At 67.3% G+C, this 16165-nt stretch carries 10 protein-coding genes; 1 reads left to right on the plus strand and 9 read right to left on the minus strand.

Going from position 1 to position 16165, the window contains the following annotated elements; translation table 11 throughout:
- Positions 1 to 188: 188 nt before the first annotated feature.
- The 9 genes from VG566_RS10185 to VG566_RS10225 form a co-directional block, all read right to left on the minus strand.
- Positions 189 to 614, minus strand: a complete 426-nt coding sequence (locus tag VG566_RS10185; protein ID WP_241884498.1) for a DUF2752 domain-containing protein — start codon at positions 612 to 614, stop codon at positions 189 to 191.
- 44 nt (positions 615 to 658) lie between these two features.
- The gene (locus VG566_RS10190) at positions 659 to 937 is read right to left on the minus strand and encodes a CD225/dispanin family protein (protein WP_014648653.1); all 279 of its coding nucleotides are present in this window, start codon (positions 935 to 937) and stop codon (positions 659 to 661) included.
- Positions 938 to 971: 34 nt separating this feature from the next.
- Complete coding sequence (locus VG566_RS10195; protein ID WP_241884499.1) at positions 972 to 1259, minus strand: CD225/dispanin family protein; 288 nt, start codon at positions 1257 to 1259, stop codon at positions 972 to 974.
- Between the two features lie 221 nt (positions 1260 to 1480).
- A complete protein-coding gene (locus VG566_RS10200) occupies positions 1481 to 3370 on the minus strand; it encodes an MFS transporter (protein WP_241884500.1) in 1890 nt (629 codons plus the stop codon).
- A 98-nt stretch (positions 3371 to 3468) separates the two neighbouring features.
- On the minus strand, positions 3469 to 4263 hold the full coding sequence (locus VG566_RS10205) for an SDR family NAD(P)-dependent oxidoreductase (RefSeq protein ID WP_049403844.1): 795 nt from the start codon (positions 4261 to 4263) through the stop codon (positions 3469 to 3471).
- Positions 4264 to 4405: 142 nt separating this feature from the next.
- Positions 4406 to 6583, minus strand: a complete 2178-nt coding sequence (yccS, locus tag VG566_RS10210) for a YccS family putative transporter (protein WP_014648650.1) — start codon at positions 6581 to 6583, stop codon at positions 4406 to 4408.
- A 185-nt stretch (positions 6584 to 6768) separates the two neighbouring features.
- A complete protein-coding gene (locus VG566_RS10215; RefSeq protein WP_049403847.1) occupies positions 6769 to 9891 on the minus strand; it encodes an efflux RND transporter permease subunit in 3123 nt (1040 codons plus the stop codon).
- A 31-nt stretch (positions 9892 to 9922) separates the two neighbouring features.
- The gene (locus VG566_RS10220; protein WP_032957879.1) at positions 9923 to 13156 is read right to left on the minus strand and encodes an efflux RND transporter permease subunit; all 3234 of its coding nucleotides are present in this window, start codon (positions 13154 to 13156) and stop codon (positions 9923 to 9925) included.
- Positions 13157 to 13230: 74 nt separating this feature from the next.
- Entirely contained in the window at positions 13231 to 14475 is a 1245-nt protein-coding gene (locus VG566_RS10225) for an efflux RND transporter periplasmic adaptor subunit (protein ID WP_014648647.1), read from the minus strand.
- A gap of 186 nt (positions 14476 to 14661) precedes the next feature.
- Here VG566_RS10225 and VG566_RS10230 point away from each other — a divergent pair, with 186 nt between their 5' ends.
- Positions 14662 to 15981 (plus strand): M20 family metallopeptidase, encoded by a 1320-nt coding sequence (locus VG566_RS10230; RefSeq protein WP_032957881.1) that lies wholly within the window; start codon positions 14662 to 14664, stop codon positions 15979 to 15981.
- The last annotated feature ends 184 nt before the right edge of the window (positions 15982 to 16165 follow it).

Consider the following 16165-nt stretch of genomic DNA (forward strand, 5'->3'; position numbering starts at 1 on the left):
GGCACACGGAAACTGTCCGTGGTCGGGCGGGATGGGTTTGCGGGGGTGTCCGCGGCATGGATGCCGCGGCCAAGCCTCCATGGACGGATTCACGGCGTCCCCCGCAAACCCATCCCGTCCGGCCAACCCCAAGGCTTTTGCCTTCAAACGCCGCCCACCGCGAGGGGCTGCGCCGTTGGCTGGAAAACCTAGACGGGTGCCAGTGCGGTGAACGGTGCCCACGGCAGGTTGCGCAGCAGCGCATACCCGGGCAGCACCCAGAGCCAGAACGTGGGATTGGCCAGTACCCGCATCAGCGGGTCGAGCACGCGCGGACGGATGCCGGCGACGTTCAGCAGCATCAGCAGCAGGAACGGCAGGCTGATGACCAGCAGCGGGTTCATCGCCATCGCGCCGGGCAGGTCGAAATGGACCAGTGAATACAGGCAGCGGGTGCTGCCACAGCCCGGGCAGTACAGGCCGGTCAGCGCGTACAGCGGGCAGCTCGGCAAAGGATTGCCGGCGACATACGGATTGACGTTGCGCAGCACCACCGCGGCACCGGCGGCCAGGCCGGTGGCGGCCAGCAGCGGTGCCCAGCGGGCGAATCGGGAGCGGGCGGGAAGTGCGGACATTGCAGCAACGGATCCGGCGCAGGCGCCGGATCCGTCCACGCGGATCAGTAGCCGCTGTTGTTCATTGCACCCATGCCGCCGACAGCGACGATCAGGATGCCGTACAGCACGCCGACCACGACGGCGGCGATGGCCGACCAGATCGCCCACTTCTTGGCCTTGGCGGCGGAGTCCTGGGCACCGGCGATGTCGCCAGCGGCCAGCTTGCCGTTGACCTGCGCGGCGTAGACGATCGACACGATGCCGGCCGGCAGGCAGCAGAACAGGGTGCTCAGGATGGCCCAGACCAGATTGTTCGGGACCTGCGGAGTGGCGGTGTTCATGGGTTCAAGCTCCTTGATGGGTGGTGGTGGTGAATCATTGGTCGGAAAGAGCGCCCAGTACGGCCAAGCCGCCGAACAGCCCGAACCACAACAGCAACAGGACCGGCAGGGCCACGGCCGAAGCCACCGCCCACCAGCCCGCCTTGCGCGACGCACTGTAGGCCCCCGGCAGGTCGCCGGCGGCGCGGCGGCTATCGACCTGGGAGGCATAGACGATCGACACCACGCCCAACGGCAGGCAGCAGAACAGCGTCGTCAGGATCGCCCAGACCAGATGGTTGGGGATGTAGACCGGGCGGCTGAGCGGTGGCGGTTGATTCAAAGCAAGACTCCATTCCTTGGTGGCCGGCCATGATGAAACGGCCGAACCTCCCCCCTGTGGGTGCGTAATCTACCTCAACCCGCGCTGCATGTATGCGGTTACAGTCAGATACTGGCCGGTATGGCCCTTGATCTGACGCATCTGACGGACCTCTGCGATGCATCGGAGGGCGAGGATGGGGGCTTGTCGCTGGGACGGTCTACCCGTGTCCGTGCGGTCGATCAGGCGTGATCACCACGCAGGGCCCGCACCTGGGCCTCCAGCACCGGGGCGCTGGTGATGCGGCCATCCACGGCCGGTGCCGCCACCACCTCGACCGTGGCGCGGAAACGACGCGGCACCCGCATGCGGCCAAGGCGGCTGTCGCGGCGGCTCCACATGCTCGACCACATGCCGCGCAGCGCCATCGGCACCACCGGCACCGGCCGCCGCTCGAGGATCTTCTCGACGCCGGACTTGAACGGCGCCATCTGCCCGTCGCGGGTCAGCGCGCCCTCGGGGAAGATGCAGACCAGTTCGCCTTCGGCCAGCGCCGCGTCGATCTCATCGAACGCACGCTGCATCAGCGCCGGGTCTTCGCGCGCCCCGGCAATCGGGATCGCCTTGGCGGTCCGGAAGATCCAGCGCATCACCGGGATGTTGAAGATCCTGTAGTACATGACGAAGCGCACCGGGCGCGGGATGGTCGCCGACAGGATCAGCGCGTCCATGTAGCTGACGTGGTTGCAGACCAGCAGTGCGGCGCCTTCGTCCGGCACGTTGGCCTCGATGCCGTGCGGGCGCAGCCGGTACAGGGTGCGCACCATCAGCCAGCTGAGGAAGCGCATCAGGAATTCGGGGACGATGGTGAAGATGTAGATCGCCACCAGCGCGTTGGCGATGGCCAGCGCCAGGAACTGCTGCGGAATGGTCCAGTGCAGCAGCTTGTGGGCGGCCAGCGACAGCAGCGCCGCAGCGACGATGAAGCCCGAGTTCTGGATGTTCAGTGCGGCGAACACGCGCGACATCTGCGCCTTCGGCGTGCGGCTCTGGATCAGTGCGAACAGCGGCACCACGAAGATGCCGGTGAACAGGCCGATGCCGATCAGGTCGATGACGATGCGGATGCTGCCGGGCTGCTGCAGGAACGGCCCGATGGTCAGCCCGTGCACTGTCGCTTCGCCGCTGCGGGCGAAGTACAGGTCGAGCAGGAACGCGGTCATGCCGAACGCGCCCAGCGGTACCAGGCCGATTTCCACCGTACGTGCTGACAGCTTCTCGCACAGCAGCGAGCCGACGCCGGTGCCCACCGAGAACAGGGCCAGCGCGAAGATGTACAGGGTCGGCTGGCCGCCCAGGTTGGTCACCGCATAGGCCGGCAACTGCGAGGTCAGCACGGTGCCGACGAACCAGAACCAGGACACGCCCAGGATCGAGTTGCGTACGGCTTTCTGCTGGCGCGCCATGCGCAGCACCGCCAGCGATTCCGGCAACGGGTTCCAGTTGATCTTCAGATTCGGGTCGCCGGCATCGACCTTGGGAATCAGGCGCGCGGCGATGTTGCCGCAGATCGCCAGGGCGATGATCGCGCACGCGGCCACCACCGTGCCGTGACTGCCAGCCACGGTGAACACCAGGCCGCCGACGATCATGCCGGAGAGGATCGACATCGAGGTGCCCATCTCGACCAGGCCGTTGCCGCCGGTCAGCTCTTCTGGCCTGAGCACCGACGGCAGCACTGAGTACTTCACCGGGCCGAACAGGGTGGACTGCATGCCGGTGCAGAACAGCGCGACCAGCAGCACCGGCAGGCTCTGGGTGAGGAAGCCGGTGGCCGCCAGCGACATGATCACGATCTCCATGGTGGTGGTGATCACGATCAGTCGCGATTTTTCCAGTTTGTCGGCGATCTGCCCGGCCAGCGCCGAGAACAGGAAATATGGCAGGATGAAGATGGCCGGTGCCAGGGTGGCGTACAACCCCAGTTCTTCCTCCGGCACAGCCATGAACAGCAACATGCTGATGATCGCCTGCCGGTACACGTTGTCGTTGAACGCACCGAGCGCCTGGACCACGAAGAACGGCAGGAAACGGCGCTGGCGCAGCAGGGCGAACTGGTTGTGACCGGACATGGAACCTCCTTGACCGGCGCAGCCTAGCATTCCTTCCCCTCCGCTGTGGATGCGGACCTGTGGGTGCGGACCGTTGGTCCGCACACCTGCCAGCACTCTCAGACGATATCGTCGACCACGCCGCCATCCACGCGCAGCGCCGCACCCGAGGTTGCCGAGGCCTGCGGCGAGGCCAGGTACACCACCATGTTGGCCACTTCCTCGACCGTGGCGGTGCGCTGGATCACCGAGGACGGCCGGTGCGCCATCACGAACTCACGGCCGATCTGCTCCAGCGGCTTGCCGCTGCGCTGGCGTTCATCCTCGAACATCGCCGCAAAACCGTCGGAGAGGGTCGGGCCGGGCAGCACCGCGTTGACGGTGACGCCACTGCCGGCCACGCGCTTGGCCAGGCCGCGCGACAACGACAGCTGCGCGGTCTTGCTGACCCCGTAATGGATCATGTCGGCGGGAATGTTGCGCGCTGATTCGGAGGAAATGAACAGCACGCGGCCCCAGCCGGCATCGACCATTGCCGGTAGCAGCGCACGCGACAGGCGCACGCCCGACATCACGTTGGTCTGCCAGTAGCGCTCCCAGGTCGCGTCATCGGTCTCGAAGAAGTCCTGTGGGCCGAAGATGCCGGCGTTGTTGACCAGGATGTCGACCTTGGGCAGGCCGGCCAACAGTGTTTCGACACCGGCTGCATCAGAGAGATCGGCGGCGACGCCGACCACGTCGGCTCCCGGCACGGTGGCGAGCAGGTGCCGGCGGGCGCGCTCGACGCTGTCGGTGCTGCGGCCATTGAGAATGACTCGCGCACCAGCGCTGGCCAGTCCTTGGGCGATGGCCCGGCCGATGCCGGCGGTGGAGGCGGTGACCAGCGCGGTGCGGCCACTGAGCTCGATTTTCATGGCGATAGTCCGGAGCGGGGGGATTGCCCAGTATCCGCGCGGCCGCGTGATCGAACCGCAGCGCCAGGCGCAACGCGCCGTTGCACACGGCGCAATTGACCCATGCCACGCGTGGGTGGGATCTCCGATCAGCGATGAGGAGTCAGGTCAGGCTGGTCACCGCTTCATTGGCCGCTGCCCGCACCTTCGGCAGCATCCGCAGTACCAGCGCCATCTGCGTGCGGATCAGCTGCAGTTTCGGCGGCATCGCCTCGTCGATCTGCTCCAGCTCGGCGGCCACCGCGCGGTCGGCGTCGTTGTCATCGTCGGCGACCGGTTGCCGTGCGGTCAGCGCCGAGGCCAGTTGCTGCAGTGCCTTGCGCACGCGCTCGCCGGCCGCCAATGCCAGCGGGTCGCCCGCATAGCTGTCCACCTGGTCGCGATGCGCGCCCAGCGCCGACAGGTGTCCCAGCAGTGTGTTGGACAGCGCCAGGAAGCGGAAGCCGGCATCCAGATTGCGGCGCACATGGCCGGGCTCACGCAGCATGTTCGACAGTGCGGTGGACAGCGCGGCATCGGCATTGTGCATGTCGCGCCGCGCGATGCGGTAGGCCAGGTCGTCGCGCATGCCGCTGCGGTACTGGCCCAGCACCGAATCCAGGTAGCGAGCCGCAGTGTCCAGCACGCGTGCCAGGACGAGATGCAGCTGCCGGCCCTGCCAGTCGGGCAGGACCAGGAACGCGGCCGCCGCTGCGATCGCGCAACCCAGCACCGTATCGACCATGCGCGGCACGATCAGCACGAAGCCGTCGCCGATCAGGTTGAAGCAGGTCAGTGCCATCACCGTGATCGCCGCCGACGCCACCAGGTAGCGGTCGGTGCGGGTGAAGAAGAACAGAAGTGCAGAGAGCAAGGCGATCAGCAGCTGCACGTGCAGCTGCGGGAACAGCTGCAGCAGCGCCCAGGTCAGCACCAGTCCGGCCAGGGTACCGACGATGCGCTGGGCCAGGCGTTGGCGGGTGGCGCCGAAGTTGGGCCGGCACACGAACACGATGGTCAGCAGTACCCACGAACCGTTCTGCGCATTGAACAGGCGGATCGCTGCAAAGCCGGCAATCAGCGCCAGCGCCATGCGCAGCCCATGCCGGAACAGCACCGAGCCGGGCGTGAGCTGCTGGCGGATGCGCACGCCCATCTCGCGCAGGGTGTGCGGGTTGCTGTCGCGCAGGCGGGTATCGACGTTGTCCAGGCTGGCTTCGGAGCGCTCGGCATCCAGCAGGCGCCGTTCGATGCTGCGCAGGTTGTGCACCAGCAGGTCCAGCGAGCCCAGCAGGCGCTGCCATTGCGGCCGCTGCTGGTCGCGCAGGTAGGCCAGCGCATCGGCCAGGTCGCGCCCGGCCTGCTGGTTGCCTTCGCCGTACACGAACGGACGGCGCAGCCGGATTGCCTCGCCCAGGCGGGCACAGGCCTGTCCCTGCAGGTCAAGCAGGCGCTGGCAGCGGTACAGCACGTCGCTGTGGAAGAACGCGTCCACCAGCGCGCCGTACGGGTAATGCGAGGAACTGGCGCGCTCGTGGAAATCCTGCGCCATGTAGTACAGGCGCAGGTAAAGGCCGGAGTTCACGCCGGGTCGGCCGGAGCGGCCGAAGCGGGCCAGGATCGCGGTCTTGGCCTCGTTCAGCGCGCCGACCACGCGGCGGTTCTGTTCGGCCAGGTCGAGCTGGCGACGTTGCAGGTCGGCTTCGCGCACCGGCTCGAACAGCGCGGCCTTCAGCTGCAGGTAGCGGCCCAGCTCAACGTACAGTCGCGCCACCCGCTCGCGGACCGGCCGGTTGGCGAACAGCGCGGTCCACAGGATCGACAGCAGGCCGTACCAGACCGCACCGGCCAGCAGGTGGCTGACCGCTTCCAGCGCACTGTGCAGGTCGCTGGCACCGTGCTGTTCCAGGCCGATCATGGTGTAGATCGCCAGCGTCACCGTGGCCTGGGCAATGGACGCATAGCGCTCGCCGAGCGCGCCGAGCAGGGTCAGGCCGAAGGTGGACAGCGCCAGCGCGCCGATGAAGATCCACGGCCACGGGAACAGCCAGATGACCGATGCTGCGGCAATGCAGAAGCACAGCAGCGACAGCGCCACCGCCTTGGTCCGGCCCCACCAGTTGTCATCGGTTTCGGCGATGGCACTGGCGATGATGCCGAGGAACACGCCGGGCAGGGCGGTCAGCGCATCCAGCTGCCAGCACACCGCCAGCGCCGCGGTCAGGGCGATGAACACCCGCAGGCCGTAACTGGCCTTCTCGTGGGCCCACAGGCGGCTGAGGCGGGATTGTCGGGCGGACATGCAGGCTCGGCGGAAGGGTCTCCGACCATTATTGCGGGTGTGGGGTGAAATATGGAGTGCGGACCAACGGTCCGCACCCACGGTAGTGGTAGTGCCGGCCGCTGGCCGGCAGATTTGCGGTACGGAGAAAGCCGGCCAGCGGCCGGCTCTACCCATAGATCCACGCCGCGCGTGGATGGGCCCTTCTACGCCCGCTGCGCGCGCTTGAGCAGCTTGGCTTCGCGCCTGCGTGCGCGGCGTGCGCGCCAACGCTCGGCCAGGCACGAGAAGATCACGTACAGCGCCGGCGTGCTGAGAAGGGTCAGGCTCTGCGAGAACAGCAGGCCGCCGATCATCGCGATGCCCAGCGGGCGGCGCAGCTCGGACCCTTCACCCAGACCGATCGCCAGCGGCACCGCCGCCAGGATCGCGACCATCGTGGTCATCATGATCGGGCGGAAGCGCACGATGCTGGCCTCGCGTGCGGCATCGCGCGGCGCCAGCCCATGCTCGCGCTGCGCCACCAGGGCGAAGTCGATCATCATGATCGCGTTCTTCTTGACGATGCCGATCAGCAGAACCAGCGCGATCATCGAGATCACCGACAGTTCGGTGTTGGTGCCGAACAACGCCAGCAGCGCACCGACGCCCGCCGCCGGCAGCGTGGACAGGATGGTGACCGGGTGGATCAGGCTCTCGTAGAGCATGCCCAGCACCAGGTAGACGGTCAGGATCGCGGCAAACACCAGGATCAGCATGTCGCTGGGATCTGAATTGAAGCCGAAGCCCGCATCGTCGGCCAGGCGGATGTCGCCAGGCATGCGCATGCCGGCGACGGTGGCATCGATGATCGCCTTGGCCTCACCCATGCTCACGTTCGGAGCCAGGTTGTAGCTGAGGTCCATCGTCGTGTACTGGTTCTCGTGGGTGATCTGCGAGGGAGCCAGGCCGGGCATCTGTGTGGCCACCGCGGTGATCGGCACCATGTCGCCGTTGCGCGCACGCACGTACACCTCATCCAGCGCCGCCGGGGTGGCGGTCTGCGAGGGCAGGGCGTTGACCACCACGCTGTACTGGTTGATGTCCGAATAGATGGTGGAGATCTGGCGCTGGCCGAACGCACCGTACAGCGCGCCGTCGATGGCGCCGACAGTGATGCCCAGGCGCGCGGCCTTGGCGCGGTCGATCTGGATGTTCTGGCGCAGTCCGGCATTGTCCACGTCGGTGCCGACGTCACGCAGCTTCGGGTTCTTCTTCAGTTCCGCCTGCAGCTTGGGCAGCCATTCCTGCAAAGCAGCCAGGTCGTTGCCCTGCAGGGAAATGCGGTACTGCGCGCCCTGGCTGGAACCGCCGCCATCGTTGCTGGGCAGGTCCTGGATCGCGCGCAGGCGCAGCTGCAGGTCGGGGTAGCGATCGGCCTTGGCACTGAGTCGCGCCAACGCATGTGCGGTGGTTTCGCGGCGACCGTCGCTGCGTGACTTCAGCTCGATGTTGAACTGTGCACTGGAGCCCTGACGGCCGCTGCCGAGGCGCACACCCACGGTTTTCACTGCCGGGTCGGCCATCAGCATGTCGGTGATGCGACGCTGGCGGGCGACCATGTCCTCGAAGGAGACGGTGGCGCTGGAATTGGCGCGGCCCCAGATCAGGCCGGTGTCCTGCGGCGGGAACGCGCCCTTCTTCACCGCCCCGAACAGGAAGATGGTGACGCCGATCAGGATCAGCGGCGTCAGCGACAGCAGCAGCGCGTGGCGCAGCGAGAAGTCCAGGAACACGGTGTAGATGCGCAGCATGCGCTCGTGGCCGGCATCCAGCCAGCGTCCGAAGCGCGACGGCGGCGCGCTGTGGTCATGGGCGCTGAGGAAGCGGCTGCACAGCGCCGGGGTCAACGTCAGCGAAACGATCATCGAGACCACGATGGCCGCCACCAGGGTGACGGTGAACTCGCGGAAGAACGCGCCCATCATGCCGCTGGCGAACAGCAGCGGGATGAACACCGCGACCAGCGAGGCGGTGATCGAGACAATGGTGAAGCCGATCTCGCGCGCACCGGTCAGCGCCGCCTGCATGCGCGGCATGCCCTCATCGAGGTGGCGCATGATGTTCTCGATCACCACGATCGCATCGTCCACGACGAAGCCGATCGCGATCACCAGCGCCAGCAGGCTCAGGTTGTTCAGGGTGAAGCCCATCACGTACATCACCAGCGCGGCACCGGCCAGCGACAGCGGCACGGTCACTGCGGCGATCAGCGTCGGTGCCAGCCGGCGCAGGAACAGCGCCATGGTCAGCACCACCATCGCCAGGCTGATCAGCAGGGTGATCTGCACTTCATGCAGCGACGAACGAATGGTCGGCGTACGGTCGAAGTACGGCGTCATCGTGGTGCCGGGCTGCAGGTAGTCGCGCAGGGTCGGGATCTGCGCCTTGACCCGGTCCACGGTCTCCACGATGTTGGCGCCGGCACGGGTGAACACGTACATCACCACCGCCGGTTTGTGGTCGAACCATGCGGCCTGGTAGGCATCCTGCTGGCCGTCGTAGACATTGGCGATGTCCTTCAGGCGGATCACCCGGCCATCGCCCTGGGTCTTGACCACCAGGTCGGCGAAGTCGGCCGCACGCGCCACCGAATCGTTGGCGATGATCGCAGTGGTGGTGTTGCCATCGCTGAGGAAGCCGGTGGGCGAGGTCACGTTGGCCGCGCGCACGGCGTTGCGCAGGTCGTCAGCAGTGAGTCCCAGCGCGTTCATCAGGCGCAGGTTGACGTCCACCCGCACCGCTGGCGTGGAGGCACCGGCGATGTCGACCGAGGCAACGCCGCTGATCTGGCGGATGCGCTGCGCCAGCAGTGAATCGGCGACGTTGTACAGTTCGTCGGCCGACTGCGTCTGCGAGGTCAGCGCGATGGCGATGACCGGGTCGTCGTTCGGGTTCGCCTTCTGGTACATCGGCGAGCCCATGCCCGAGGGCAGGTCGGCTTGCGCCGAGTTGATCGCGGTCTGTACGTCCAGCGCGGCCGAATCGATGTTGTGGCCGCTCTGGAAGATCATGAACACCAGCGAGCTGCCTTCCGAGCTCGACGAGCGCATGCGGTCGATGCCCGGCAGCTGGCCGAGATGGCGTTCCAGCGGCGCGGTGACCGTGGAGGCCATGGTCGCCGCATCGGCGCCGGACTGGCTTGCATGCACGAAGATCACCGGGATCTCGATATTCGGCAGTGCCGATACGCCCAGGCGCAGGTAGCAGATCAGGCCGACCATGAACAGGCCGATGGCCAGCAGCGCGGTGCCGATCGGGCGGCGGATGAAGGGGCCGGACAGGTTCATCGTGCGGCCCCTTGCAGCAGCGGGGCGTGGATCATGCCTGCGGCTCCTGCAGCGAACCGTCGCGCAACGCACGCTGCTCGCGGCGGCGGGCAAGCCACTCGGAGAAGCGCTCCATGTACAGGTAGATCACCGGGGTGGTGTACAGGGTCACCAGCTGCGACAGCAGCAGGCCACCGACGATGGCGATGCCCAGCGGGCGGCGCAGCTCCGAGCCGATCCCGGTGCCCAGGGCCAGCGGCAGCGCGCCCAGCATGGCCGCGGCGGTGGTCATCATGATCGGGCGGAAGCGCAGCAGGCAGGCACGGCGGATCGCTTCGTGCGCGTTGGCACCGGCGCGGCGGGCCTCGATCGCGAAGTCCACCATCATGATGCCGTTCTTCTTGACGATGCCGATCAGCAGCACGATGCCGACGATGCCATCCACCGACAGGCTCAGGCCGCACAGCATCAGCGCCAGCAGCGCGCCGACACCGGCCGGCGGCAGCGTGGAGATGATCGTGATCGGGTGGATGTAGCTCTCGTACAGCACGCCCAGCACGATGTAGATCACCACCAGCGAGGCCAGCAGCAGCCACACCACGTCCGTCTGGCTGCCAGTGAACTCGGCGGCCTTGCCGATGAACTCGGCATGCAGGTGGGTGGGCATGTCCAGGCTGTCCTTGGTCTCCTGGATTGCACGCACCGCTTCGGACAGCGAATAGCCCGGCGCCACGTTGAACGAGACCGTCACCGCCGGCAGCTGCTGCTGGTGGCTGACCACCAGCGGCGCGCTGCTGACCTTGCCTTCGGCCAGCGCCGACAGCGGGATGATGTTGCCGGCGCCGACGGTGATGCCGGTGTTCTGCGCGCCGATGCCGGTGGCGGTCGACGAGTTGGACGAGGTGACCTGGCCGAAGCTGGTGGCATTGGTGCCGGTCAGTGCGCCGGCGCCGTTGGAGGCCACCGCCAGCTGCTCCATCAACGCGGTGCTGGTGCGGAACTCCGGCGCCACTTCCAGCACCACGCGATACTGGTTGAGCTCGGTGAAGATGGTGGAGATCTGGCGCTGGCCGAACGCATCGTAGAGCGTGTCGTCGATGGTCTGCATCGGCACGCCCAGGACACTGGCCTTGTCGCGGTCGATGTTCAGCTCCAGGGCGCGGCCCTGGTTGGACAGGTTGTTGTCCACGTCAGCCAGTTCCGGGCGCTTGCGCAGCGCTTCGGTCAGGCGCGTGGCCTGGGTGGCCACCGTTGCCGAATCGACGTCCGACAGCGAGTACTGGTACTCGGTAGCGGCCACGCGGGTATCCAGGGTCACGTCCTGCACCGGCTTCAGGTACAGCGCCACGCCGGGAATGCCGGCCACCGCCTTCTGCAGGCGCGGCAGGATCTCGTCCAGGCCATCGCGCTGGCTGCGCTCCTTCAGCACGATCGACAGCTGGCCCTGGTTGAGCGTGGGGTTCATGCTGCCGGCACCGATGAACGCCGACACGCCGGTCACATCCGGATCGTGCCGCAGTGCTTCGGCGACCTGCTTGGTGCGCTGTTCCATCTGCGGGAAGGCGATGTTCTGGTCGGCCTGCACCACGCCGGTGATCAGGCCGGTGTCCTGTTCGGGCAGCAGGCCCTTGGGAATCAGCACATACAGCAGCACGGTCAGCACCAGCGCGCCGCCGGCCACGGCCAGGGTCAGGCGCTGGTGGCCCAGCACCCAGTCCAGGCTGTGCTCGTACAGGCCGACGGTGCGCGTCCACAGGTTCTGCTTGCCGGCCGCTGCCGCGCGCTCATGCGCGTCCTCGCCCTCGGGCAGGGCGTCGGGCTTGAGCAGGTAGGCACACATCATCGGGGTGAGCGTCAGCGAGATCAGCATCGACAGCACCACCGCGATGCTCAGCACCCACGCGAACTCGTGGAACAGGCGTCCGGTGACGCCGGGCATCAGCAGCAGCGGCAGGAACACCGCCACCAGCGAGACGGTCAGCGACAGCACGGTGAAGCCGATCTGGCGCGCGCCGATCTCGGCCGCTTCCTTGCCACTCTTGCCCTGCTCGATGTAGCGCACGATGTTCTCGATCATCACGATCGCATCGTCGACCACGAAGCCGGTGGCCACCACCAGCGCCATCAGCGAGAGGTTGTCCAGCGACATCCCGGCGAAGGCCATCACCGCGAAGGTGCCGGCCAGCGACAACGGCACTGCCACCGACGGGATGATCGTGGCCCACAACCGGCGCAGGAACACGAAGATCACCGCCACCACCAGGCCGATGGTGAGGATCAGGGTGAACTGCACTTCATGCACCGAGGCGCGGATGGTCTCAGTGCGGTCGTTGAAGATCTCCAGGTGCACGTCGGCCGGCAGCACGCCCTGCAGCTGCGGCAGGATCGCGCGGATGCGCTCGACGGTCTGCACGATGTTGGCACCAGGCTGGCGCCGGACTTCCAGCAGCACCGCCGGCTTTCCATCGGCCCAGGCGGCCAGCTGGTCGTTCTCCACGCCATCGATCACCTCGGCCACGTCCGACAGGCGCACCGGGCGGCCGTTCTTGTAGCTGATGATGGTGTCGCGGTACTCGGCGGCGCTGGCCAGCTGGTCGTTGGTGCCGATGCTGTAGGACTGCGTCTTGCCGTTCAACGAGCCCTTGGGCGCATTGACGTTGGCCTGGGTCAGTGCGCTGCGCAGCTGCTCCAGGGTCAGGCCCATGTTCGACAACTGCGCCGGATTGACCTGGATGCGCACGGCAGGGCGCACGTTGCCGGCGATCGACACCAGTCCCACGCCCTGCACCTGCGACAGGCGCTGGGCCAGGATCGAGTCGGCGTAATTGTTGACGTCGCGCAGCGGGCGCGTGTCGGAGGTCAGCTTCAGGGTGACGATGGCCGCGTCGGCCGGATTCACCCGGTTGTAGACCGGCTGGTAGGGCAGCGACGAGGGCAGGGTGGCCTGGCGGATCGCCGCCTGCACGTCCTGCGCGGCGATGTCGATGTCGCGGTCCATCGAGAACTGCAGGATGATCGTCGACAACCCGGCCGACGAGTCGGAGGTCATCAGCTCCAACCCGGAAATCTGCCCGAACTGGCGCTCCAGCGGGGTGGTGACCAGCGAGGCCATGGTGGTGGCGTTGGCGCCGGGGTACTGGGTGGTGACCACCAGGCTGGGCGCATCGATTTCCGGCAGCGCCGACACCGGCAGCTTGCGGTAACCGAGGATGCCCAGCAGCAACAGGCCCGCCATCAACAGCGAGGTGGCGATCGGGCGGCGGATGAAGATCGTCGAAAAGCCCACGGACTGATCCTTGCTGGCACTTCAATGTCGGCGCCGGCGGGTATGCCGGCGCGAGGGAGATCAGTGGCCTGCGCTCAGCGCGGGCCACCACCGCGGCGGCCACCGCCGCCTGCGTTCTTCTGCTCGGCCGCCTTCAGTTCGGCCTCGGTCGGTGCGGCCGGGGTCTCCCCCGGCTTCAGCGCGGTGACCTTGCTGCCCGGCTTCAGGCGGAACTGGCCTTCACTGACCACCCGCTCGCCGCCCTTCAGGCCTTCGGCGATCTGCACCTGGCTGTCGCCCACTTCCACGCCGCTGCGCACGGTCTGCATCTTTACCGTGTTGTCGCCCTGCACGATGTAGACGTACTCGCCATCCGGGCCACGCAGCACCGCCTGGGTAGGGATGACCACACCACCGGCGATCGTGCGCAGCTGCATGCGCACGTTGACGAACTGGCCCGGCCACAGGCCGTTGTCGGTGTTGTCGAAAATCGCGCGCGCCTTGAACGTGCCGCTGTCGGCACTGATCAGGTTGTCGACCACGTCGAGCTTGCCGTCGCCGGACAACACATGCGAATCGGCACGGTCCAGCGCGGCCACCGGCACCGTGCCGGCGGCCTGCGCCTGGCGCACGTCGCCGAGCTGGCGCTCGGGCAGGTTGAACAGCACGTGGATCGGATGGATCTGGGTCAGCGTGACCAGCGCGGTGCCGGCGTTGACCACGTTGCCCGCGTCGACCGCGCGGATGCCGGCGATGCCGGAGATCGGTGCGGTGACCTTGGTGTACTGCAGCTGCACCTGCGCCGAACGCATGCTGGCCTCGTTGGCGGCCACGGCGCTTTCGTACTGTGCCACTTGGTTTCGCTGTGTATCCAGATCGGTCTTGGCGACGTACTGGCGATACTCAGGCGCGTTCGAGCGCTGGAAGTTGGAGCGCGCAGTGGCCAGCAGGGCTTCGTTCTGGCGCTTGGCTGCGGCGGCCTGGTCATAGCTGGCCTGGGCCGTGCGCGGATCGATCACCGCCAGCACGTCACCCTGCTTCACTTCCTGGCCTTCGCGGAAATTCAGGCTCATCAGCTGGCCGCCGACCTGCGGGCTGACGGTAACGGTGTTCATCGCAGTCACCGTGCCCAGCGCGCTGGCATACACCGGCACGTCCTGGCGCGTGGCCTCCACCACGGTCACCGGTACTGGACCGGCATTCGGATCCTCGCCGCCCTGGCGCGCCCCCGCAGCTGCACCACCGGCCTTGTCCTTGCCCCCGCCCATGACGCGCAGGCCGACCACGGCCAGCACCAGCACTGCCACGACCAGCAGCACGATCTTCCAAACACGTGACATTACGAGGACTCCGAGAGGGCTGGACCAGGCGGGACGCCGGGGCAATGCGCAAAGCATACCTGTGCCACATCACGTTTCCTGCATGACGGATGGGACGGGCGCTAAGACCGGATCGAGCGCCGGAGGTTCCCGTGGCGGCGGTGTTGCCCTACATTCAGCTGGAACCCTTCTGCCGTGGAGATTGCGATGCGCCGTTCGCTGCTGCTGTCCGCCCTGCTGCTGGCCCTGCCGGCCCTTGCCCACGCCCAGGACGGGCAGCGCCCGGAAGTGACCGCCGCCGCGCAGCGGCTGCAGGCCAAGGTGGTCGAATGGCGCCGCGATTTCCACCAGCATCCGGAGTTGTCCAACCGCGAGGCGCGCACCTCGGCCGAGGTCGCCAAGCGCCTGCGTGCGATGGGCCTGAAGCCGAAGACCGGCATCGCCCACCACGGCGTGGTGGCGATCATCGAGGGCGGCAAGCCGGGGCCGAAGATCGCCCTGCGCGCCGACATGGACGCGCTGCCGGTGACCGAGCAGACCGGCCTGCCGTTCGCCTCCAAGGCCACTGACCAGTACCGCGGGCAGACCGTGGGCGTGATGCATGCCTGTGGCCATGACGCCCACACCGCGACCCTGCTCGGCGTGGCCGAAGCACTGGTGTCGATGAAGAAGGACCTGCCGGGCCAGGTGATGCTGATCTTCCAGCCGGCCGAGGAGGGCGCACCGCCGCCGGAAGAGGGTGGTGCGGCACTCATGCTGAAGGAAGGCCTGTTCGCCGATTTCAAGCCGGAAGCGGTGTTCGGCCTGCATGTGTTCTCCAGCGTGCAGGTGGGTCAGATCGCGGTGCGCGGTGGCCCGTTGATGGCGGCCTCGGACCGGTTCGGGATCAAGGTGATCGGCCGCCAGACGCATGGCTCGGCGCCGTGGAACGGGGTTGATCCGATCGTCGCCACCGCCGACCTGGTGGGCACCGCGCAGACCATCGTCAGCCGCCGCGCCAACCTGTCCAAGCAGCCGGCAGTGCTGACCTTCGGCGCGATCAACGGCGGCATCCGCTACAACATCATTCCCGATGAAGTGGAGATGGTCGGCACCATCCGCACCTTCGACGAAGGCATGCGCCAGCAGATCTTCGCCGACCTGCGCAACGTGGCCGAGCACACCGCCGCCGCGCATGGTGCCAAGGCGGTGACCGAGATCTACGAAGCCGATGGCAACCCGGCCACGGTGAACAACCCGGCACTGACCGCGAAGATGCTGCCGAGCCTGCAGGCGGTGGTGGGCAAGGACAACGTATACGAGCCACCGCTGCAGATGGGTGCGGAAGATTTCTCGCTGTACGCCAAGGAGGTGCCGGGCATGTTCTTCTTCGTCGGCTCCACCAGCGCGGGCATCGATCCGGCAACGGCGCCGGCGAACCATTCGCCGAAGTTCCTGCTGGATGAGAAGGCGCTGGATGTCGGGTTCCGCGCGCTGCTGCAGGTGAGCCTGGATTACCTGCACGGTGCCGGCACCCCGGCGGGGTGATGGTTTCCGCAGGGCTTGCAGCCCTGCACCCGCTTGGATCAACGGCAACGTCAACGTCAAAAGCGGGCATTCCGTGGGATGGCGGGGTGGGTCCGGTTGAGGGGGACGCCGTAAACCCGTCCCTGGGGGCTTGGCCGCGGCATCCATGCCGCGGACACCCCCTCAACCGGACCCACCCCGCCAT

The sequence above is a fragment of the Stenotrophomonas sp. CASM114 genome (assembly GCF_049384325.1).
GTDB lineage: Bacteria > Pseudomonadota > Gammaproteobacteria > Xanthomonadales > Xanthomonadaceae > Stenotrophomonas > Stenotrophomonas muris.

What these genes read in the sequence shown, in the direction of transcription:
- VG566_RS10185 (WP_241884498.1), bottom strand. Translation starts at nt 614, where the DNA reads ATGTCCGCACTTCCCGCCCGCTCCCGATTCGCCCGCTGGGCACCGCTG.
- VG566_RS10190 (WP_014648653.1), bottom strand. Translation starts at nt 937, where the DNA reads ATGAACACCGCCACTCCGCAGGTCCCGAACAATCTGGTCTGGGCCATC.
- VG566_RS10200 (WP_241884500.1), bottom strand. Translation starts at nt 3,370, where the DNA reads ATGTCCGGTCACAACCAGTTCGCCCTGCTGCGCCAGCGCCGTTTCCTG.
- VG566_RS10205 (WP_049403844.1), bottom strand. Translation starts at nt 4,263, where the DNA reads ATGAAAATCGAGCTCAGTGGCCGCACCGCGCTGGTCACCGCCTCCACC.
- yccS (WP_014648650.1), bottom strand. Translation starts at nt 6,583, where the DNA reads ATGTCCGCCCGACAATCCCGCCTCAGCCGCCTGTGGGCCCACGAGAAG.
- VG566_RS10215 (WP_049403847.1), bottom strand. Translation starts at nt 9,891, where the DNA reads ATGAACCTGTCCGGCCCCTTCATCCGCCGCCCGATCGGCACCGCGCTG.
- VG566_RS10225 (WP_014648647.1), bottom strand. Translation starts at nt 14,475, where the DNA reads ATGTCACGTGTTTGGAAGATCGTGCTGCTGGTCGTGGCAGTGCTGGTG.
- VG566_RS10230 (WP_032957881.1), top strand. Translation starts at nt 14,662, where the DNA reads ATGCGCCGTTCGCTGCTGCTGTCCGCCCTGCTGCTGGCCCTGCCGGCC.